This is a genomic window from Xanthomonas sp. NCPPB 1638 (genome assembly GCF_041475635.2).
Taxonomy (GTDB): Bacteria; Pseudomonadota; Gammaproteobacteria; order Xanthomonadales; family Xanthomonadaceae; genus Xanthomonas; species Xanthomonas cucurbitae.
Map to the genome: position 1 here is coordinate 3,250,035 of NZ_CM192984.1, position 20,344 is coordinate 3,270,378.

Genomic DNA, 20,344 nt, shown 5'->3' on the forward strand with positions numbered 1-20,344 from the left:
GTAACGGGGCGTTGCGAAGGCGGTGTGGGTTGTTCGGGAATAGAGAATCGGGAATCGGGAATCGTTGCGGCGAGTACGCTGCGGTCGTGCCGGCCGCTCAGCCCAGCCGCCGCACTTCGTTCACGCCGGGCAAGGCATCCAGCTTGCCCAGCAGCGCCGACAACTGGTCGTAGTCGCTGACCTTGAGCCGCAGGCGCAGCTGCGCCCGCCCGGTATCGCGCACGTTGTCGCTGTTGATCTCCAGCACGTGCGCGTCTTCCTGCGCGATCAGGTTGGTGATGTCCTTGAGCAACCAGCGCCGGTCCACCGCGCGCACCTGCACATCCACTTCATAGCCGCTGCCCGCCTTGCCCCATTCCACCGGCAGCACGCGCTGCGGATGCGCCGCTGCCAGCCGCGCCAGCGCCACGCAGTCGCTACGGTGCACGGTAATGCCACGGCCGCGGGTGAGGTAACCGGCAATCGGCTCGCCGGCCACCGGCTGGCAGCACCGCGCCAGCTGCACCAGCAAATTGCCCACGCCCTGCACGGTGAACTTGGACTTGCCCAGCCCCTCGCGGCGCGCGGTCGGACGCGGCGGCGCAGGCACTGCCGGCTGCGAGGCGGCGCGCTCGGCTTCCAACAGCGCACGGCTGACCTGGTTGGGGCCGGTGTCGCCCAGCGCCACCTGGATATAGAGATCATCCACGCTATCGGCGTGAAACTTGCGCGTCGCCACGCCCAGGTCGGCCTGCTGCAGGCCCAGCCGCTTGAGTTCGCGGTCGAGCAGTTCCTTGCCGGCCTGCACGTTGCGGGCGCGGTCGAGCTTGTGGAACCAGGCACGCACCTTGTCGCGCGAACGCCCGCTGGCCAGGAAGCCGTTGGCGGCCAGCAGCCAGTCGCGGCGCGGGTCCGCTTCCTTGGCGGTCATGATCTCCACGCGGTCGCCACTGCGCAGCCGGTAGGTCAGCGGCACGATCCGGTCATTGACCCGCGCACCACGGCAGCGGTGCCCCACCATGGTGTGCACGTGGTACGCAAAATCCAGCGGGGTGGCGCCCTGCGGCAGATCGATCACCTCGCCCTTGGGGGTCAATGCATACACACGGTCTTCGATCAGCTCGGCATCCAGCGCGCCGGCCAGCTCGCCATGGTCGCCCTCCTGCACCTGCTCCAGCAGCTGGCGCATCCACAGGATCTTGCGGTCGAAGGCCTTTTCGGCGCCCTTGCCGCCCTCCTTGTATTTCCAGTGCGCGGCCACGCCGAGCTCGGCCTGGGCGTGCATCTGGTGGGTGCGGATCTGGATTTCGATGGTGCGCCCTTCCGGGCCGACCACGGCGGTGTGCAGCGAGCGATAGTCGTTGGCCTTGGGCCTGGCGATGTAGTCGTCGAACTCGCTGGGCACCGGCGTCCACAGCGAATGCACCGCACCCAGCGCCGCATAGCAGGCAGCCACGTCGTCCACCATCACCCGCACCGCGCGGACGTCGTAGAGCTGGTCGAAGGACAGGCGCTTTTTCTGCATCTTCCGCCAGATGCTGTAGATATGCTTGGGCCTGCCGCTGACCTCTGCGCGCAGGCCTTGCTGGGCCAATGCATCGAACAGGGTGCGTTTGACCGCGTCGATGTAGCGCTCGCGCGCGATGCGGGTTTCGTCCACCTCGCGCGCGATGCGGCGATAGGTCTCCGGCTCCAGGTGCCGGAACGCCAGGTCTTCCAGCTCCCACTTGACCTGCCAGATCCCCAGCCGGTTGGCCAGCGGCGCATGGATGTCGCGGGTGAGCTGGGCCAGCGCGCGGCGCTGATCTTCGCTGAGGCGGTCGGCCACGCGCATGCGTGCCAGCTGCCGTGCCAGCAGGATTGGCACCACGCGCAGGTCGTGGATGATCGACAGCAGCAGCCGTCGCAGGCCTTCGCTGTTGCGCCCGGCATCGCGCCCGGCGTGCAGCGCCCACACCTGATCGGCAGCGTCCAGACCATCCAGCAGGCCCTCCACCGCCACGCGGCGCTCGGCCGGTTGCCACGGCAGGCCGGCAACGCAGGCGCGCAGGCTGGGCAGGTCGAACAGCAGTGCCGCGATCAGGGTGGCTTCATCAGCGGCCAGCAAGGCCAACGCATCCAGCGTATCGCTCAGCAAGGCCCACGAGCCGGCGGCGGGCGCGGCGGGCGGCGCATGCTGCCAGGCCTGTGCCAAGGCCTCGCGCAATGCAGGGGCGATCGACGCGACAGCCGGACGCTGCAGCAAGGCGTGCAGGCGGTCGAACGAAGAACTGGTCACAGCAGTGGACACGGGCAGGCGACATTCATGGAGGCTGATGTGTACGGTAACGTGCGCGTCACCATCCCCACAACGCACGGTGTTGCGGATGCCGCGCGGCGTGGCCACCGCTGCGCGGATGCCCGGTTCATCCGGCAAGGCGTTGGCTGGCCACGCTTGCATGAGACCTCGCGCACATCGCTGCACGCCGCACATTGCGCAAGCGCGTGTTTTTACGTGCCCTTTACAACTCGGCCTAGCCGCCTGCCTATGCTCCATGGACGCCTCCACGGCATCCCGCTGCGGTGGCGTTCCCCCATCAACTACGAGGTGAGCCGATGAAGACCTGGAAAAAGCCGGTAGTGCGTGAAGTCAACTGCGGCGCCGAAATCAACTGCTACGTCTCTGGCGAGTTTTGATCCGGCCACGCACAGGCGCTACCGCCCTTCCCTTCGATGCATGACCGGCGCTTGTCGGCAGTGTAGGTAACAGCTCTCCATGCGCATCATTGTCCTGGGATCGGCGGCCGGCGGTGGGCACCCGCAATGGAATTGCCACACGCCCGCCAGCCGGCGGGCGTGGCAACAAGTCGACGGTGCCCAGCGTCGCACGCAGGCCAGCATCGCCGTGAGTGCCGATGGGCACCATTGGGTGCTGGTCAATGCCTCCCCCGATTTTCGCCAGCAGCTGCTTGCAACGCCCGCGCTGTGGCCGCAGCAGGGCCTGCGGCATTCGCCGATCGAAGCGGTGCTGCTAACCAGCGGCGAGATCGACCATATCGCCGGGCTGCTGTCGATGCGCGAGAGCCAGGAATTTTCGCTGCATGCCAGCAGCCGCGTACTCGACCTGCTGGCGCAGAACCCGATCTTCGACGCCCTCAATCCGCACTACGTGTCGCGCCAGCCCTTTGCACTGGACACGCCACTGGCACTGCTGGGCCTGCAACTGACGCCATTTTCGGTACCGGGCAAGGTTCCGCTGTTCATGGAATCGCGCAGTGGCGGCGACCTGGCCGGTTCCAATGAAGAAACCCTGGGCCTGACCATCGACGATGGCCGCCACCGCGTGCACTACATACCCGGCTGCGCGGCCATGACCGATGCGCTGCGCACGCGTCTGCGCGGCGCCGAACTGGTGTTCTTCGACGGCACGCTGTGGCGCGACGATGAAATGGTGCAGCTGGGCGTCAGCCAGAAAACCGGCCAGCGCATGGGCCATCTGAGCATCGATGGCCCGGAAGGCACCATGGCCGCGTTCGCGCCGCTCGATGTGGCGCGCAAGATCTTCATCCACATCAACACCACCAATCCCGTACTCGATCTCCATTCGCCCGAATACGCCAACGCGCGCGCCAACGGCTGGGAAGTTGCGCACGATGGCCTGGAGATCACCCTGTGACCGCCCTGCTCACCCCGGACCAACTGGAAGCGGACCTGCGCACCATCGGCGCGCGCCTGTATCACGACCAGCACCCGTTCCATGCACTGCTGCACGATGGCAGGCTCGACCGCGGCCAGGTGCAGGCCTGGGCGCTTAACCGCTTCGAATACCAACGCTGTATCCCCTTGAAGGACGCGGCGATCCTGGCGCGCATGGAAGACCCGGGGCTGCGCCGCATCTGGCGCCAGCGCATCCTCGACCATGACGGCAACAGCGCCGCCGATGGCGGCATCGCGCGCTGGCTGCATCTGACCGACGCGCTGGGCCTGGACCGCCACCTGGTCGAATCCGGACGCGCACTGCTGCCGGGCACGCGCTTCGCGGTGCAGGCGTATCTGCAGTTCGTGCGCGAGAAGAGCCTGCTCGAAGCGATTGCCTCCTCGCTCACCGAGTTGTTCGCGCCCAACATCATCGGCCAGCGCGTGGCCGGCATGCTCAAGCACTACGACTTCGTCTCTCCCGAGGCCTTGGCCTACTTCGAGCATCGCCTGACCGAGGCACCGCGCGATTCGGATTTCGCGCTGGATTACGTCAAACAGCATGCCGATACGGTGGACAAGCAGCAGTTGGTCAAGGCGGCACTGCACTTCAAGTGCTCGGTGCTGTGGGCGCAGCTGGACGCCTTGCACCTGGCCTACGTCACGCCGGGCATCATCTGGCCGGATGCGTTCGTCCCCGACCGCGCTGCCAGCCGGGCCGCCGCGTGAGCAGCATCGCCCGCGACAGCCAGCCGGCCCTGCGCGCAGGCGTGCGCCTGCAGCACGACCGCGCACGCGATCAATGGGTGCTGCTCGCACCCGAGCGCGTGGTCGAACTGGACGAGATCGCCTTGGTGGTGGCGCAACGTTTCGACGGGACGCGCTCGCTGGCGCAGATTGCGCAGGAGCTGGCAGCCGAATTCGACGCAGACCCTGCGCAGATCGAGGCCGACGTGATCGAACTCACCGCCACCCTGCATCAGAAGCGTTTGCTGAAACTATGAGCAGCGCCGTGCCGCCACCGCCGCTGTCCGTGCTGCTGGAGCTGACCCACCGCTGCCCGTTGGCGTGCCCGTACTGCTCCAACCCGATTGCGCTGGCTGCACTGCGTGAAGAGATGGATACCGACGGTTGGCGTTCGCTGCTGCAGCAGGCCGCCGACATGGGCGTGTTGCAGGCGCATTTTTCCGGTGGCGAACCGATGCTGCGCAAGGACCTACCAGAGCTGGTGGCGCACGCGCGCGCACTTGGCCTGTACAGCAACCTCATCACCTCCGGCGTGGCCGGCGGCGAGCCGATGCTGGACCAGTTGCAAGCGGCCGGGCTGGAGCACGTGCAGTTGAGCGTGCAGGACGTGGACCCGGCCGGTGCCGATCGCATTGCCGGGTATCGCAACAGCCTGTCCAGGAAGCGCGAATTCGCAGCCGCCGTGCGTGCGCGCGGCCTGCCGCTGACGCTCAACGCGGTGCTGCACCGGCATAACGCCGAACGGGTGCCACAGATGATTGCGCTGGCGCTGGAATGGCAAGCCGAGCGCATCGAAGTGGCCCACACCCAGTATTACGGCTGGGGCCTGCGCAATCGTGCGGCCTTGATGCCCAGCCGTGCGCAGGTGATGGGCACCATTGCGGCCGTAGAGGCCGCACGGCGCGAACTTGGCGACCGCCTGGCGATCGACTTGGTCACCCCCGACTATTACGCACGCCAGCCCAAGCCCTGCATGGGCGGCTGGGGCCAGCGCTTCGTCAACATTTCTCCGCGCGGCGACGTGCTGCCCTGCCATGCGGCCGAAACCATCGAAGGCATGCGCTTCGACAACCTGCGCGATCATACGCTGGCCGAAATCTGGAACCACGGCGACGCCTTCGTGCGGTTTCGCGGCACCGCGTGGATGCCGGAGGTGTGCCAGGGTTGCCCCAAGCGCGAGATCGACTGGGGCGGCTGTCGCTGCCAGGCGCTGGCGCTCAGCGGCGACGCCGCCACGCTGGACCCGGTGTGCGAGCGCGCGCCCGCGCATGCGCAGGTGCGCGCCATTGCCGAACGCGAAGCCGCGGCGGTGGCACCGGCGTTGGTCTACCGCCGCCCGGTACGCGCCGAACGCGTAGCTTCCATGGCCGACCTCACGCCGGACTAGACGCCCCCCGACAGCGTCTACACTAGCGGTCTCCTACTGACGGATGGCTCCCATGTCGCTCGCGCGCCGCATTCCTCTGCTGGTCTGCCTGACCCTTGCGTTGACCGCCACACCCGCGCTGGCCCAAAGCGCCGTACAGGGCGACCTGCAGTCGCAGATGAGCGCCGAGCAGTTCAAGGCCGCCGGCCTGGACAAGCTCAGCGCCAGCGAACTGGCCGCGCTCAACAATTGGTTGCAGGGCAAGGTTGCCAAGGAGGCCGCCGTGGTGGTCGAGCAAGCCAAGGAAGCCGGCCGCCAGGAGATCATCGTCAAGAACCGCGGCTTCTTCGACTTCGGCAGCAAGGAGCCGATCGAAAGCAGCATCGTGGGTGAGTTCAAGGGGTTTTCCAAGGGCCGTGTCTACTCCCTGGCCAATGGCCAGGAATGGGAACAGACCGATGCAGCCAGCTTGTCGGGCGTGCGCAAGGATGCCCCGAAAGTGAAAATCAAGCCGGGCGTAGTCGGCGTGTGGTATCTGCAGATCGAGGGCTACAACACCCCGGCCAAGGTGCGGCGGATCAAGTAGGCCTCGCCTACTGTGGGACGGCGCGTGCTATCGGGGAACGCGCGGGTAGTGCACACGATGTGCGCCAACTGCCCTTGTAGGAGCGCGCCTGAGCGCGATGAGGCGTTACCGGTAACGCCTCATCGCGCTCAGGCGCGCTCCTACTGGGAAAGTCCTCGTGACTTCGCTCTGGTCGACTCAATGCGTATGGATCGTGATGTCCTGGATTTGGTGACGTGCAAGACTTGCGATCTGGAAAGGGCCTGACCGCGTCCTTCTCACTCGACCTGCTCCACGCTTGAATTGGCGCGCCGCGCTGTTTCCGGAGGACACGATGCGCTTGATGACGTATTGCAACATTGCATGGTTGGTGCTTGTCACCGGATCGGCGCTGGCATCCACCGCGACCGATCGCTGCGCCATCTCGCCGGAGGTCGGGTTTGACCAGGCGCTGGTCTGCTACCACGATGCAGTGGAGCAACAACCCTTGGTCTATACCCGCCTGGCCACCAGTACGGTCAACGGCGTGGAGCGGCGCGATTATCTGCTGACCTCGCAGACCTGGTCGCCGGAGTCACTGGTCACTCCGGCGGTGTGGCAGCACGACGTGGCGATCTACCTGCCCACCGATGCGTTGCCAACCCGCGCTGTACTGTTGTCCACCAACGGCACCCGCAACGCCGCGCCCGAAAGCCCCGCCCAGCCGCCCAGCGAACTGCCGTCCGAAGCACTGGCGGCGCTGGCACGGCGTAGCCGCACCGTGGTCATCGCAGTGAGCGATATCCCCAATCAGGCCCTGACCTACCAGGGCGATGGCATGCCGCGTCGCGAGGACGACAGCGTCGCCTACACCTGGGCGCAATTCCTGAAGGCACCGCAGCAGCGCAAGACCATGCCGCTGCATGTGCCGATGGCCGCTGCCATCGCGCGCAGCATGTCGCTGGCCGAGCGCGAACTGGCGCCGCTGAACATTCATCGTTTCATCCTTGCCGGTGCCTCCAAGCGCGGCTGGGCGAGCTGGCATGCCGCCATCGCCGACCAGCGCGTGGAGGCGGTGGTGCCATTCGTGATCGACATCCTCAACATGCCGGCCGTGCTGGACCATATGTACCGGACCTACGGCGGCCATTGGCCGATTGCGTTCAACGCCTATGCCCAGCAGGGGATCACCAGCCAGCTGCAGACGCCGGAGTTCGCGCAATTGGTCCAGCTGCAGGATCCGCTCAGCTACCTGCACACGCCGTACCGCAAGCGGCTGTCGATCCCCAAGTACATCGTCAACGCCAGCGGCGACGACTTCTTCCTGCCGGACAACACGCAGTTCTTCTACGACGCGCTGCCGGGCAGCAAGGCCCTGCGCGTGGTACCCAATAGTGGACACAAGGACATCCGCGCCGTGATGGTCGACACCTTGGTGCCTTTTGTCACCCGGCTACAACAGCGGCGTTCGCTGCCGCAGCTCAGCGATGCACTGGAGGCAGGAGCAATCCCTCAGATTCGGTTGCGCTTGTCCGAACGCCCGATCCGGTTGCAGCTCTGGAGCGCCAGCAATGCACAGGCACGCGACTTCCGCTACGCCTGCGGCATTCGCTACAGCGCCACCCCGTTGGAGCTACCGCGCGGCGGCAGGATCACCGTGCCGGTGCAGATGCCTGCGCTCGGCTGGAGCGCCTATTTCATCGAAGCCACCTACGCAGATGGATTGGTCTCCACCAGCCAGACCTACGTGCTGGGCAAGCAGCAGTACCCAACCCAGGCACCACCGACCGACAATGCTGCCTGCAGCACGCTGCCGGGCGCAGCGCATAGCGCTGCTTCGCACTGAACAACGGCCCCGGCGCGTGCCGTTGCAGTGAAGCCAAGAATTCTTCGTAGCAGCGCGCTGGCGCGCGCTGGGGCATTACCAGGAACGCCCCAGCGCGCGCCAGCGCGCCCCTACCTCAGCCGCGCAACGCCGCCACCCGCTGCGCCAGTTTCTTCGCCGACACGCCGGACTTGGCCCCCAGCTCCTGCGCGAATACCGACACTCGCAGCTCTTCCAGATCCCAACGCAGCGCCTGCCAATCGGGGCGCTGCTGCAGCCCGCGCGCAGCCGCGTCCTCCAATGCGTCCACGAACGGCTTGAGTTCCAGCATGCGCGCCTGGTCACGCGCCGGGTCGCGCTTGGCACGTTCGGTGCGCAGGATCATCGCCTTGAGATAGCGCGGATAATTGGCCAGCGCTTCGGCCGGGGTCTGGCGCAGGAAGCCGGCATGCACCAGGTTACGCAACTGTTGCTCCATATCGTCCAGGTTGCCGCGCGCCCAGCCCATCAACGGGGCTTCCAGCAGCGGCTTCAATTCGGCCACCGCACCCAGGATGCTTTCGGCCAGCCTGAGGCGTTCCATCGCTTCGCCGAACAGGCGCTTGATCGCATCGTCGCGGCGCTGCGCAAACGCGCCCGGGTCGCGGATTGCGCCCAGTCCCTCGGCCAGCACCGCATTGAGCGCGGCATCGACCAGATCGCCGCGCAGGCGTTCCTGCGATTCGATCGCCGCATACAGCAGCCCGGTCTTGGGCGACACCGGCAGCTGCTTGCGCGCCTGCTTGATCTTGTCGGCCAGGGCGATTTCCAGCAGCCGCCGCACGCCACGCGGATGCGCCTGCACCGCTTCGTTGCGGTCGGCGAAGATGCGTAGCGCTGCATCCTCGCCCTGATCCACCAGCGCCGGATACGCCGGCACACCGGCTTCGCCGGCCACCTGCTCGGGGATCGGCGCAGCCGGAAAGTCGCGCAGGCCTTCGGCGGCCAGCGCACGCCCCGCACGTGCGGCAAACGCTTGGCCGGCACGGTCGCCGAAACGCGCGCGCAGCCCATCCAGATCGCGCGATTCGGCCAGCACATTGCCGCCGTCATCGCGCAGTCGCAGGTTCATCAGCAAATGGGTATCCAGCGCCTGCTCATCGAAGTCCAGCGCTGTCACCTGCACGCCGGTGGCCTTGGACAGGAAACGCGCCAGCTCGCCGCGCATGTCGTCGGCCGACGGCAGGCTATAGGCCTCGTAGAACGCCCGGCCAAAATCCGGCGCCGGCACGAAATTGCGTCGTTGCGCCTTGGGCAGGCTGCGGATCAGCGCCGACGCCTTGTCGGCGACGAAGCCCGGTGCCAGCCAGGACAACCGCGCCGGATCCAGTGCATTGAGCAGATGCAGCGGCACCTCCAGCGTCACGCCATCGTCGATGGCGCCCGGCTCGAAGCGGTAATGCAACGGCAACCGCGCATCGCCCAGTGGGAAGTATTTCGGGAATCGGTCGGCCTCGCTGCCTTCGCCGGGCAGCAGATCGTTCAAGCTCCAGTGCAGGCTGCGGCGCTTGTCGGTCGGCAGCGTCTTCCACCAGGCGTCCAGCCCGCTGGCCGAATGCAGCTCGGCCGGAATGCGGTCCAGATACCAGCGCGCCTGCCAGTCCTCGTCGGCCACGATACCGGCGCGACGCAGCTTGGCCTCTTCCTCGCGCGCCTGTTCCAGCACGCGCAGGTTGTCGGCCACGAACGCTGCGCGCGTGGTGATCTCGCCGGTCACCAGGCCCTGGCGCACGAACAGGTCATGCGAGGCCGCCGGATCGATCTTGCCGAAGTGCACCGGCTTCTTCGGCGCCAGCACCAGCCCGAACAGACTGATCTGCTCGGACGCCACCACCTGCCCCTGCGCGCGCGACCAATGCGCATCGAAATGCTTGCGCGCCAGCAGATGCCCCAATTCGGCGATGGCCCAATCCGGCTCGATCGCCGCATTGGTCATGCCCCAGACTTTCTGCGTGTCCAGCAGCGTGGCGGCCAGGATCCACGGCGGCGGCTTGCGTGCCAACGCCGAGCCGGGAAACGGCACGAAGCGGCGCTGCCGTGCGGCCAGGAAATCCCCTTTTTCGGTGCGGTGGCCGATCTGCGTGGGCAGGCCGGCCAGCAGCGCGCGGTGCAGCGCCTGATACGCCGCAGCACGTTCACGCTCGCTGGTGCGTGCCGATGCCTCGGCGGCCTCGGCCTGCCGGTTGGGCGGAACCGCTGCAGGCTGCACGGATGGCGCAGCCGGATCGGCCTTGCCCTCGCGTGCCAGCCGCGCGGCGCGGTGCAGCTGCCCGCGCGTGGGCCGGTTGGCGTTGTGGCCATCGGCGCTAGCCGGCGCGCTGGCGCCGGCTAGCAGCGGCGCCAGCATTGCCGTGGCCGGCTCCTCGCTCCAGCCCAGTTCTGCGCACAACAGACGCAGCTGCCGATGCAGTTCGCGCCACTCGCGCATGCGCAGGAAACCCAGGAAATGCCGGCCGCACCAATCGCGCAACTTGGACTGGGTGAGGTCTTCGTGCACCTGCCGGTACGCCTCCCACAAGCGCAGGATGCCGACGAACTCCGAGCGCGCATCGGCAAACAGCGCATGTGCATTGTCGGCCGCCTCGCGTGCTTCGGGTGGGCGCTCGCGCGGGTCCTGGATGCCCAGGAACGCTGCAATGACGATCATCTCGCGCAGGCAGCCGTGCTGCTGCGCAGCCACCAGCATGCGTGCCAGCTTGACGTCCACCGGCAGGCGCGCCATCTGCCGGCCGATGGCGGTCAAACGCCGCTCTGCATCGATCGCACCCAGCTCCAGCAATTGCTGCCATCCGTCTGCGACCGCACGCTCGTCCGGCGCTTCCAGGAACGGAAAGTCCTCGATCCGTCCCAACCCCAGCTGCAGCATGCGCAGGATCACCCCCGACAACGACGAGCGCCGGATCTCCGGATCGGTGAAGGCCGGGCGCGCGGCAAAGTCGGCTTCGGCATACAGCCGGTAGCAGATGCCCTCGGCAATCCGCCCGCAACGGCCCATGCGCTGGTTGGCGCTGGCCTGCGAAATCGGTTCGATATGCAGGCGATCCAGCTTCTGCCGCGGGCTGTAGCGTTTGACGCGGGCAAAGCCCGGGTCCACCACATAGCGGATGCGCGGCACCGTCAGCGAGGTCTCGGCGACGTTGGTGGCCAGCACCAGGCGCCGACGCGGGCCGGGGTTGAACACCCGGTCCTGGTCGGCCGCAGAGAGCCGCGCATACAGCGGCACCACTTCGGTGTCGCGGTACTTGCGCCGCTCCAGGGAATGATGCGCATCGCGGATCTCGCGCTCGCCCGGCAGGAACATCAGCACATCGCCACGCGGGTCCAGGCGGGTGATCTCGTCGATCGCCGCCACGATGGCATCGTTGACGGTGCGTTCGCCGTCGCGCCCGGCAGCGTCGTCATCCCCGCCCGCCTCGCCGTCGAGCGGCCGATAACGCACGTCCACCGGGAAGGTCCGGCCTTCCACGCTGATGACCGGCGCGTTGTCGAAATGCTGGGCAAAGCGCTCGGTATCGATGGTGGCCGAGGTGACGATCAACTTCAGGTCGGGGCGCTTGCCCAGCAACTGTTTGAGATAGCCCAGCAGGAAATCGATGTTGAGGCTGCGTTCGTGCGCCTCGTCCACGATGATGGTGTCGTAGGCCGACAGCCAGCGGTCGCTGGCGATCTCGGCCAGCAGGATGCCGTCGGTCATGAACTTGATGCGGGACTGCTCGCCTACCCGGTCGGTGAAGCGCACCTGAAAGCCCACCGTGGTACCGAGCGGCGTCTTCAGCTCGTCGGCCACGCGTGCGGCCACCGCGCGCGCGGCAATCCGGCGCGGCTGGGTGCAGCCGATCATGCCGGCCGCACCGCGCCCTGCGGCCAGGCATAACTTGGGCAGCTGGGTGGTCTTGCCCGAGCCGGTCTCGCCGGCGATCACCACCACTTGGTGGTCGCGGATCAACGCAATGATGCGCTCGGCCTCGCGCGCGATCGGCAGCTGCGCATCCAGGGTGATGGCCGGCTGTTGCTCGGCACGCGCCTGCCGCTGCGCCTGCGACGCCGCCAATGCGTGCTCGAACGCCTCGCGCGCCTGCACGTTGCCCGGCTTGCCATGCCACCGAGACCACAGGCCCAGCAAGCGCCCACGGTCGCGGCTCATCGCGCCATCGACGGCGCGGCGACGCTCGCGCAAGGTATCGGCAAGGTCGGTGTCGATAGCGCTCATTGATTGAGAAATGTGAAAGATTGAATGACGTTTGATCCTTTAGTCTGTCTATTGTGACGCCATATCTGTTCCACCAGACAACCAACCCTCGGTAAGGACCCTCCCATGTCCAAGAAAAAGAACGCCAACAAGCCTGTCGTCGTCAACGATGCCCTGCCGGTCGCTGCCGCCTCCGCGCCGCATATCGATATCGGGATCAAGGACGCCGATCGCAAGCAGATCTCCGACGGCCTGGCCCGCTACATGGCTGACGCATTCACCTTGTATCTGAAGACCCACAACTTCCATTGGAACGTCACCGGGTCGATGTTCAACTCGCTGCACACCATGTTCGAAACCCAGTACACCGAGCAGTGGGCGGCGCTGGACGAAGTGGCCGAGCGCATCCGCGCCCTGGGCTACAACGCACCGGGCTCGTACCGCGAATTCGTCGCACTGACCTCGATCCCGGAAGAGCCAGGCCTGAGCGACAGCGCCGACTGGCGCGAGATGGTGCGCCAGCTGGTCAGCGGCAACGAAGCGGTCTGCCGCACTGCGCGCAAGGTGCTGGGCACCGCCGACAAGGCCGGCGACGACCCGACCGTGGACCTGCTGACCCAGCGCCTGCAGACCCACGAAAAGTACGCCTGGATGCTGCGCTCGCTGTTGCAGTAACCCCTCGGGCGTCGCCCCTTTGCGTTTGAGCCCTCTCCCGCCGGGAGAGGGTTGGGGTGAGGGTGCAGGGCGAAGCCCGCGTCATCCCAACCGCACAAGCCTTCAGTCAATACCCCGCGCCCCCACACACAGCACATCGCGGCAATCTCCGATCTGCCGTCGCGCACAACTGCCCGCATGCCATCCGACCTGGGCTTGACCCGCGCGGTATCCTAGCGACATGTCTTCCCCCGCACACGAACTGCTCAGCCGCGTCTTTGGCTACGACGCCTTCCGCGGCCCGCAGCAGGCCATTGTCGAACACGTCGCCGCCGGCAACGACGCGCTGGTGCTGATGCCTACCGGCGGCGGCAAATCGCTGTGCTACCAGGTGCCGGCGCTGCTGCGCGATGGCATCGGCATCGTGGTCTCGCCACTGATTGCGCTGATGCAGGATCAGGTCGAGGCGTTGCGCCAGCTCGGTGTACGCGCCGAATTCCTCAACTCCACCCTGGATGCGGAAAACGCACAGCGGGTAGAGCGCGCCCTGCTCTCCGGCGACCTGGACCTGCTGTACGTGGCGCCGGAACGGCTGCTGACACCGCGCTTCCTGTCGTTGCTGGAGCGCAGCCGCATCGCGCTGTTCGCCATCGACGAGGCCCACTGCGTCTCGCAATGGGGGCACGACTTCCGCCCGGAATACCGCCAGCTCACCGTACTGCACGAGCGCTGGCCACACATCCCGCGCATGGCGCTGACCGCCACCGCCGACCCGCCCACCCAGCGCGAGATCGCCGAGCGCCTGGACCTAGTGGAGGCGCGCCACTTCGTCAGCTCCTTCGACCGCCCCAACATCCGCTACACCGTGGTGCAGAAGGACAACGCGCGCAAGCAGTTGCAGGAGTTCCTGGGCCGCCATCGCGGCTGCGCCGGCATTGTCTATGCGATGTCGCGGCGCAAGGTCGAAGAAACCGCCCAGCAGCTATGCGCGCAAGGCTTCAATGCCCTGCCCTACCACGCCGGCCTGCCGGCGGAAGTGCGCGCCGAGAACCAGCGCCGCTTCCTGCGCGAGGACGGCATCATCATGGCCGCCACCATTGCTTTCGGCATGGGCATCGACAAGCCCGACGTGCGCTTCGTGGCGCACGTGGACCTGCCCAAATCGCTGGAGGGCTACTACCAGGAAACCGGTCGCGCCGGCCGCGATGGCGAGGCGGCCGAAGCGTGGCTCTGCTACGGTCTTGGCGACGTGGTGCTGCTCAAGCAGATGATCGAACAGGGCGAAGCGGCCGAAGAGCGCAAGCGCCTGGAGCGCGCCAAGCTCGATCACCTGCTCGGCTATTGCGAATCCATGCAGTGCCGCCGCCAGGTGCTGCTGGCCGGCTTCGGCGAGACCTATCCCAAACCCTGCGGCAATTGCGACAACTGCCTCACACCGGCCGCCGCCTGGGACGCCACCGTGGCTGCGCAGAAGGCGCTGAGCTGCGTGTATCGCAGTGGCCAGCGCTTCGGCGTGGGCCACCTAATGGACATCCTGCGTGGCAGCGAGAACGAGCGCATCAAGCAGCTGGGCCACCACCAGCTGAGCACCTACGGCATCGGCCGAGATCTGGACGAACGCACCTGGCGCAGCGTGTTTCGCCAGCTGGTTGCCGCCAGCCTGCTGGAAGTGGACAGCGAAGGCCACGGCGGCCTGCGCCTGACCGACGCCAGCCGCCAGGTGCTCAAGGGCGAGCGCCAGGTGATGATGCGGCGCGAAAATCCATCCGCCGGCCGTGAGCGCGAGCGCAGTACCCAGCGCACCGGCCTGCCAGTGCAGCCTCAGGATCTGCTGCTGTTCAATGCCTTGCGCGGCTTGCGCGCGGAACTGGCCAAGGAGCAGAACGTGCCGGCCTTCGTCATCTTCCACGACAGCACGCTGCGCAATATCGCCGAACAACGCCCGACCAGCATCGACGCCCTGTCGCGCGTAGGCGGCATCGGTGGCGGCAAGCTGGCCCGGTATGGCGCGCAGCTGATCGAGATTGTCCGCGAACAAGGATAAGGCGCCCCGCCAGCGTGGCCCCCGGCCAAGCGACAGCGGGCATTCAATCAGGCGTTGCTACCGTCGCCTCAGAAGCCGCGCACGCTACCCGTCCTTCCTGTAGGGTCGAACCGATGACATCTCGCCTGTTCCTGCTGGTCACACTCCTCGTCGCCGGTGACGCACTCGCCCAGGCCGGCGATGCCAGCACCGGGCAAGCCGCCGCACGCGCGCTGAATCTGAGCGTTCCACAGGCCCCGCTGCAGTACCGTTCCGACCCGGAGTACAGCACGGACCCGCCGGGCACGTTCTACGGCGACAAGCGCGGCCCCCGGCCAGTCTCCACGCGCCCGAGCGCGGCTTCACTCGCTGCCGAACGCGCCGAGCAGTGCCAGGGCAAGTTGCACGGGGCGGTGGAGACCGGCATCGGTTATTCCAGCCGTGGCGGCAACAGCAACTGGCAGGCCGCCAACCTGAATTCCTGCAAGACCTATTACGACGACGACGGCGACGCGCATCAGATCGGCGTCAGCATCAGTATTGGGCGTGGCGAAGGCCCAGTGTTCGGCCCGCGCTATGCGCCTGGCTATGGCCCGGGCCCGTTCGGCTGGTAACCATACGGCTGCGCCTGCGTTGACGAAGGATTCACTGCTCCATCGCCGAGAATGGGGCCTGCCTTGCGAGACACGTCCATGCTACCCAACAGGGATCGGCCAGTGGTCTTCGTCGTCGAAGACGGCGACGGCACACGACAACTCAGCTGCCTTGTGCTGGAGAGCTACGGATTCACCTGCCGTAGCGCGGGTTCGGTCGAGGAAGCCCTGGCACTGATCGAAACCGACCCGCGCGTGGACGTGCTGTTTTCCGACATCCACTTTCCCGGCGGCCTGACCGGCGTGGACCTGGCGGTCAAAGCCACACATGCGCCGTACAACCTGCCGGTATTGCTGACCTCCGGCCTCGCAGTCGAATATGTGGAAGAGATCCTGCCCGACGGTGTGGCCTTCCTGGAAAAACCCTATACCCCCGAGCAGTTGCTCACCGCCATCCGCAGCGTGATGGCCAAGCGTCGCGTGCTGTCCAGCCCAACCGCGTAACGCCGACGCATCACCAGGAAGGCATGCGCATGCATGTTGTTCGTCGGACGCCTCCATGGGCAATGACAGCATCGCGCTGCGACGACACCGGTCGCGGCACCACCGTGCTGCCGGCCAGGTAAAGCACCTGCCGCGGGTTGATCGCGATGCTCGATGGACCCACTCCGTTCCCGATGGAGCCATCGGTCTCCAGGCAGGGCCCATCGCCTGGGTTATGCGTACTGCCAGACTCACCAGCACTCCGCGCATTTCACGCCATCAATCAGTGGGCTCGCTAGGCTGATTGCCAGTGCAGCGCATCGCTGCAAAATTTCAGGAGAATCCCATGGGCGACAACTCGTTTCTTTCGCCAGCATTCGTCATCTTGGTCATCGGCGTCATCGCTGTGGTGTTGTGGTTGGTGACGCGCGCCAAGAAAAAACGCAACAAGAAGTGAGCCTGCTGGCGGCGGTGCCACGCGATGATCGGCACCGCCTGGCCGCTCCGATCGCCACACAGCGATCGGGTGCTGACCAGGCACGGGAGGCGACTTGAACACTGGTGGCTGCCACCAGGACGAATACGGCGCAACGGGGCGCAACATCCGTCCCTATCGCAGCGCAGCGCTCAGAAACGCTCACCTGCCGGCAGATAGCGCCATTGCCCGCTGACCAGCCTGCCCAATGACACCCGGCCGATGCGGAGCCGACGGATCCCGACCACGTCCAGCCCCACCTCGCTGCACATGGCACGCAACTGGCCCGGCTGCACGTGCTTGATCGCGAACCGTAACCGTTGCTCGCTCTGCCAGCTCACCTTGCACGGCGGCAGGTGCCGTTGCCGATACACCATGCCCTGCGTCAATCGCGCCATGCCATAGGGGTGCAGCGTGCCACGCACGTCCACCACGTATTCCTGCTCGATGGACGCGGCATCTTCGGTGAGCCTGCGCAGCACGCGGCCGTCCTGGCTCAGCACCAGCAGCCCGCTGGCCTCCTCGTCCAGCGCCAATGGTGCAGACAGGCGCAGGAAATGACGCTTGAGGATGCGTGTCGGCAGCGGGTCCAGCTCGCTGCGCGATGCTGCAGTGGCCAACGCCATCGCTGCATCTGCGGACAGTCCCGCCGGCTTGTGCAACAACAGCGTGGCAGGTTCGGCGGGCGCGAGAACGGCATCGGCCGCCAGGCTCACCTGGGCGGCGACCGCCAATGCTTGCGGCTCTTCCACCACTACCCCGTCGATGCTGACCCAGCCGCCTTCGATGTACTGCTGCGCCTGGCCACGCGAGCAGCCGAACAAGGCGGCAACGCATTTATCCAGGCGAATGGGATCGGACATCGGGCAAGCTCGGTGGCGGGGATGGCAGTGTACGTGGTGACCGCCGGCAACGCGCGCTGCGCTTGCCCCACCCTACGCCGCCCGCGCGTCCTGCCCGCCCGTACCGCATCGCCGATGGCGATACGACGCGATGCAGCGCAGTCAGCCTGGTCTCGTGTTTTCCAGCTGCAGCAGCGCCGCCTGCAGGTCACGAAACTGGAACGGCTTCTGCAACCCATGACGATGGCGAAAGCGCTCCGGAATCCCGCTCTGCGCATAACCGGTCACGAAGATATAGGGCACGCCACGCGCGTCCAGCGCTTCGGCCACGGGAAACGACAAGCTGCCCCCCAGGTTGACGTCCAACACGGCAAGATCCACCACGTTGCGATGGACGACCTCCAGCGCGGCATCGACATCGCCCACGGTCGCAACCACCTGGTATCCCAGTTCGACCAGGCAATCCTCCAGCAGCATCGCCACCAGCGATTCGTCTTCGACCAGGAGTACGCGCAAGCTCACGAGACCAGTGCCTCGGGGGCCGTCGCCAGCGGAACGACAACCCGAAAGCGGACCCCGCCCGGTTCGAACGACAGCGCCGCCTCGCCCTTGAGATCGTGTGCCAGGCCGCGCTCCAGCAGGCGCGAACCGAAGCCCCTGCATGCCGGCGGTTGCACCGCCGGCCCCCCGGACTCCTGCCAGACCAGTTCCAGTGTCCGCCGACCGTCCCGATCGTGCAGTTCCCATGCGATGTGCACCCGGCCTTGGTCCGCGGACAATGCGCCGTGCTTGAGGGCATTGGTGCACAGCTCGTGCAACGCCATCGACAGCGCCAGCGCACGGCGCGGATCGAGCCGGCAGGGCGCTCCCTGCAAGATGAAGCGCGGGCTGTCGCACGATTCGTACACTGCGGCCGCGTCGCGTGTCAGTTCCTGGATATCCGCGCCGACCCAGTTTTCCCGCGTCAACGTATCGTGGGCGCGCGATAGCGCCAGCAGCCGCGCGTCGATCTTTTCGTGCGCATCGGCCAGGTTGGCGGCGTTGGCGAAGGACTGCCGCGCCAGCGACTGCACCATCGCCAGCGAATTCTTGACCCGGTGATTCAGTTCGTTGATGAGCAGTTGCAGATGCTGCGCATGCTGGGTGTGTTCGGTGATATCGCGGGTGGCCCCAGCGATTGCCTCCACCTTGCCGTCGAGCCCGAATACCGGGGTGAAGATGTAGTCGTAGATGCGCAGCCCGTTGACCGAGTGCGGAAATGGCACCTCGCCACGCAGTGGCTGACCGGTGGCGATCACCCGCTCGATCTCCCTGTCATGCATGGCCGCATGCCAGGGCTCGTAGCCCAGTTCCAGGCACGTCTTGCCACACGCCTCTTCCCAGCGCAGGCCCCACATCGTCAGCAGCGCCTGATTGGCGTAGACGAAGCGGTGACGGGTATCGAACACATACAAGAGGTCCGGTATCGCCTGTAGCAAGGCCTCGTAGATACGCGACTTTGCGGCGTCTTCCTGATGCATGGCCATTGACGACCTGGTCCTGAAGTTGCAACACGTTGAGTGGGACCGGCTGGTGGGACGATTGCACGGGCGCCAGGCCTGGATGACCTGTCTCCAGCGCAGTAGCTGCCACAACATCGCCGCACCTGCGCGGCAACGGACTCTCGACAGGCTGCAGCGCTTGGTTAGCCACTCTAAGTGGAACGCCGTGAACGCCTCATCATCGGCACGGACTACCTCCATGTTCAATAAGGCATACCGCAGAGCACCACGGCGGGGCCGCTTCGACCCTGATTTTCCGGCAACTGCAATAGTTGCTGCGATCAAGATCCACTACACCGCATGACGTCGGAATTACCCCAACTGGACAATCACTCACTGCCAGCGGACGCATCGCGCCGTTTCGGCGGGCAAGCCTCCTGGCCGCTCGCCACGCCGCGCGCGGACGCTGTCCGCCAGCGGCGCTGTCGCCGCATCCTGCCGTCCCTGTTAGCCTTGCACTTTGGATTTTTCTGCGTTGATGGTCATGAAGAAAGCTGTGGTTCTGTTGTCCGGCGGCATGGATTCGGCCGCCGTCGTCGCACTCGCGCAGGAGCAGGGCTTCGCCGTGCACGCGCTGAGCGTACGCTACGGTCAGCGCCATACCTCCGAGCTGGACGCCGCCGCACGCGTGGCAGCGGCGCAGGGGGTGGTTGCGCACAAGGTGGTCGAGGTGGATTTGCGCAGCATCGGTGGCTCGGCACTCACCGACGACATCGACGTCCCCGATGCCGGCGGCGAGGGTATTCCCGTTACCTACGTGCCTGCACGCAACACCATCATGCTGTCGCTGGCGCTCGGCTGGGCCGAGGTGGTCGGCGCCAACGACCTGTTCTGCGGCGTCAACGCCGTGGATTACTCCGGGTATCCGGATTGCCGTCCCGAATTCGTGCGCGCGTTCGAGGTACTGGCCAATCTGGCTACCAAGGCCGGCGTGGAAGGTGCCGGCATGCGCGTGCACGCGCCACTGCAATTCCTCAGCAAGGCCGACATCGTGCGCGAAGGGCTGCGGCTGGGCGTGGATTTCGCGCTGACCGTCTCCTGCTATCGCGCCGATGCCGCCGGGCGCGCCTGCGGCCACTGCGACGCCTGCCGCCTGCGCGCGGCCGGTTTCGCAGACGCCGGGGTCGCAGACCCCACGCATTACGCGATTTCGCCTTGACGCCTGGGTAGGGTAGAATGCGCACCCCGACGCGCAGTCGGGGTAGCGGGCCGTTAGCTCAGTCGGTAGAGCAGAAGACTTTTAATCTTTTGGTCGATGGTTCGAATCCATCACGGCCCACCACCTCCAGCACCGCGTGCATGCCATGCCCGGCCGCTTCGCTCCCCCAGTCGGTTCACCCCATGCATCGTCGCTCCCGTGGCCTGCAAG

17 protein-coding genes and 1 tRNA gene are annotated in these 20,344 nt (G+C 66.5%); 13 read left to right on the forward strand and 5 right to left on the reverse strand.

Going from position 1 to position 20,344, the window contains the following annotated elements; all coding sequences use genetic code 11:
• Window positions 1–97 precede the first annotated feature (97 nt).
• Window positions 98–2,395 (reverse strand): RelA/SpoT family protein, encoded by a 2,298-nt coding sequence (locus ACCQ13_RS13990; protein ID WP_372372422.1) that lies wholly within the window; start codon window positions 2,393–2,395, stop codon window positions 98–100.
• A gap of 179 nt (window positions 2,396–2,574) precedes the next feature.
• On the opposite strand from ACCQ13_RS13990, the gene pqqA reads away from it, so the two are divergent.
• From pqqA to ACCQ13_RS14025, 7 genes are all read left to right on the forward strand, one after another.
• Entirely contained in the window at window positions 2,575–2,655 is an 81-nt protein-coding gene (pqqA, locus tag ACCQ13_RS13995; RefSeq protein WP_002812057.1) for a pyrroloquinoline quinone precursor peptide PqqA, read from the forward strand.
• Window positions 2,656–2,734: 79 nt separating this feature from the next.
• Window positions 2,735–3,634: a pyrroloquinoline quinone biosynthesis protein PqqB gene (gene pqqB, locus ACCQ13_RS14000; RefSeq protein ID WP_104603156.1), complete on the forward strand. Its 900-nt coding sequence runs from the start codon at window positions 2,735–2,737 to the stop codon at window positions 3,632–3,634.
• Complete coding sequence (gene pqqC / locus ACCQ13_RS14005; RefSeq protein WP_104603155.1) at window positions 3,631–4,383, forward strand: pyrroloquinoline-quinone synthase PqqC; 753 nt, start codon at window positions 3,631–3,633, stop codon at window positions 4,381–4,383. Before pqqB ends, pqqC begins: the two co-directional genes overlap by 4 nt.
• The gene (gene pqqD / locus ACCQ13_RS14010; RefSeq protein ID WP_159407368.1) at window positions 4,380–4,658 is read left to right on the forward strand and encodes a pyrroloquinoline quinone biosynthesis peptide chaperone PqqD; all 279 of its coding nucleotides are present in this window, start codon (window positions 4,380–4,382) and stop codon (window positions 4,656–4,658) included. The genes pqqC and pqqD overlap by 4 nt, the downstream gene beginning before the upstream one ends.
• Window positions 4,655–5,788, forward strand: a complete 1,134-nt coding sequence (pqqE, locus tag ACCQ13_RS14015) for a pyrroloquinoline quinone biosynthesis protein PqqE (RefSeq protein ID WP_104603153.1) — start codon at window positions 4,655–4,657, stop codon at window positions 5,786–5,788. Before pqqD ends, pqqE begins: the two co-directional genes overlap by 4 nt.
• Window positions 5,789–5,840: 52 nt before the next feature.
• Entirely contained in the window at window positions 5,841–6,353 is a 513-nt protein-coding gene (locus ACCQ13_RS14020) for a hypothetical protein (protein ID WP_159407369.1), read from the forward strand.
• A gap of 313 nt (window positions 6,354–6,666) precedes the next feature.
• A complete protein-coding gene (locus ACCQ13_RS14025) occupies window positions 6,667–8,157 on the forward strand; it encodes a PhoPQ-activated pathogenicity-related family protein (RefSeq protein ID WP_372372213.1) in 1,491 nt (496 codons plus the stop codon).
• A gap of 115 nt (window positions 8,158–8,272) precedes the next feature.
• On the opposite strand, the gene hrpA is transcribed toward ACCQ13_RS14025, so the two are convergent.
• Window positions 8,273–12,385 (reverse strand): ATP-dependent RNA helicase HrpA, encoded by a 4,113-nt coding sequence (hrpA, locus tag ACCQ13_RS14030; RefSeq protein ID WP_159407370.1) that lies wholly within the window; start codon window positions 12,383–12,385, stop codon window positions 8,273–8,275.
• A gap of 105 nt (window positions 12,386–12,490) precedes the next feature.
• Between hrpA and ACCQ13_RS14035 the strand changes: the two genes are divergently transcribed.
• From ACCQ13_RS14035 to ACCQ13_RS14050, 4 genes are all read left to right on the forward strand, one after another.
• Entirely contained in the window at window positions 12,491–13,039 is a 549-nt protein-coding gene (locus ACCQ13_RS14035) for a Dps family protein (protein WP_104603151.1), read from the forward strand.
• Window positions 13,040–13,259: 220 nt separating this feature from the next.
• Window positions 13,260–15,062, forward strand: coding sequence for a DNA helicase RecQ (recQ, locus tag ACCQ13_RS14040; protein ID WP_104603150.1), 1,803 nt, complete (start codon window positions 13,260–13,262; stop codon window positions 15,060–15,062).
• 113 nt (window positions 15,063–15,175) lie between these two features.
• Window positions 15,176–15,655: a hypothetical protein gene (locus ACCQ13_RS14045; protein WP_159407371.1), complete on the forward strand. Its 480-nt coding sequence runs from the start codon at window positions 15,176–15,178 to the stop codon at window positions 15,653–15,655.
• Window positions 15,656–15,733: 78 nt separating this feature from the next.
• Window positions 15,734–16,138 (forward strand): response regulator, encoded by a 405-nt coding sequence (locus ACCQ13_RS14050; protein ID WP_104603148.1) that lies wholly within the window; start codon window positions 15,734–15,736, stop codon window positions 16,136–16,138.
• Window positions 16,139–16,744: 606 nt separating this feature from the next.
• Here the strand turns inward: ACCQ13_RS14050 and ACCQ13_RS14055 are convergent.
• From ACCQ13_RS14055 to ACCQ13_RS14065, 3 genes are all read right to left on the reverse strand, one after another.
• Window positions 16,745–17,455 carry an rRNA pseudouridine synthase gene (locus ACCQ13_RS14055; RefSeq protein ID WP_104603146.1) on the reverse strand — a complete coding sequence of 237 codons (711 nt, stop codon included), beginning with the start codon at window positions 17,453–17,455 and terminating at the stop codon, window positions 16,745–16,747.
• Window positions 17,456–17,596: 141 nt separating this feature from the next.
• A complete protein-coding gene (locus tag ACCQ13_RS14060) occupies window positions 17,597–17,956 on the reverse strand; it encodes a response regulator (RefSeq protein ID WP_104603145.1) in 360 nt (119 codons plus the stop codon).
• Window positions 17,953–18,960 (reverse strand): sensor histidine kinase, encoded by a 1,008-nt coding sequence (locus ACCQ13_RS14065; RefSeq protein WP_104603144.1) that lies wholly within the window; start codon window positions 18,958–18,960, stop codon window positions 17,953–17,955. Before ACCQ13_RS14065 ends, ACCQ13_RS14060 begins: the two co-directional genes overlap by 4 nt.
• Window positions 18,961–19,459: 499 nt before the next feature.
• Here ACCQ13_RS14065 and queC point away from each other — a divergent pair, with 499 nt between their 5' ends.
• Complete coding sequence (gene queC, locus ACCQ13_RS14070; RefSeq protein ID WP_104603180.1) at window positions 19,460–20,134, forward strand: 7-cyano-7-deazaguanine synthase QueC; 675 nt, start codon at window positions 19,460–19,462, stop codon at window positions 20,132–20,134.
• Window positions 20,135–20,181: 47 nt separating this feature from the next.
• Window positions 20,182–20,257: transfer RNA gene (locus ACCQ13_RS14075), tRNA-Lys, on the forward strand.
• Window positions 20,258–20,344: the final 87 nt, after the last annotated feature.

Excerpts from the sequence above, each read along its gene's own strand:
- pqqA (WP_002812057.1), top strand. The coding sequence starts at position 2,575 with ATGAAGACCTGGAAAAAGCCGGTAGTGCGTGAAGTCAACTGCGGCGCC.
- pqqB (WP_104603156.1), top strand. The coding sequence starts at position 2,735 with ATGCGCATCATTGTCCTGGGATCGGCGGCCGGCGGTGGGCACCCGCAA.
- pqqE (WP_104603153.1), top strand. The coding sequence starts at position 4,655 with ATGAGCAGCGCCGTGCCGCCACCGCCGCTGTCCGTGCTGCTGGAGCTG.
- ACCQ13_RS14020 (WP_159407369.1), top strand. The coding sequence starts at position 5,841 with ATGTCGCTCGCGCGCCGCATTCCTCTGCTGGTCTGCCTGACCCTTGCG.
- ACCQ13_RS14025 (WP_372372213.1), top strand. The coding sequence starts at position 6,667 with ATGCGCTTGATGACGTATTGCAACATTGCATGGTTGGTGCTTGTCACC.
- hrpA (WP_159407370.1), bottom strand. The coding sequence starts at position 12,385 with ATGAGCGCTATCGACACCGACCTTGCCGATACCTTGCGCGAGCGTCGC.
- ACCQ13_RS14035 (WP_104603151.1), top strand. The coding sequence starts at position 12,491 with ATGTCCAAGAAAAAGAACGCCAACAAGCCTGTCGTCGTCAACGATGCC.
- recQ (WP_104603150.1), top strand. The coding sequence starts at position 13,260 with ATGTCTTCCCCCGCACACGAACTGCTCAGCCGCGTCTTTGGCTACGAC.
- ACCQ13_RS14045 (WP_159407371.1), top strand. The coding sequence starts at position 15,176 with ATGACATCTCGCCTGTTCCTGCTGGTCACACTCCTCGTCGCCGGTGAC.
- ACCQ13_RS14050 (WP_104603148.1), top strand. The coding sequence starts at position 15,734 with ATGCTACCCAACAGGGATCGGCCAGTGGTCTTCGTCGTCGAAGACGGC.
- ACCQ13_RS14055 (WP_104603146.1), bottom strand. The coding sequence starts at position 17,455 with ATGTCCGATCCCATTCGCCTGGATAAATGCGTTGCCGCCTTGTTCGGC.
- ACCQ13_RS14065 (WP_104603144.1), bottom strand. The coding sequence starts at position 18,960 with ATGGCCATGCATCAGGAAGACGCCGCAAAGTCGCGTATCTACGAGGCC.
- queC (WP_104603180.1), top strand. The coding sequence starts at position 19,460 with ATGAAGAAAGCTGTGGTTCTGTTGTCCGGCGGCATGGATTCGGCCGCC.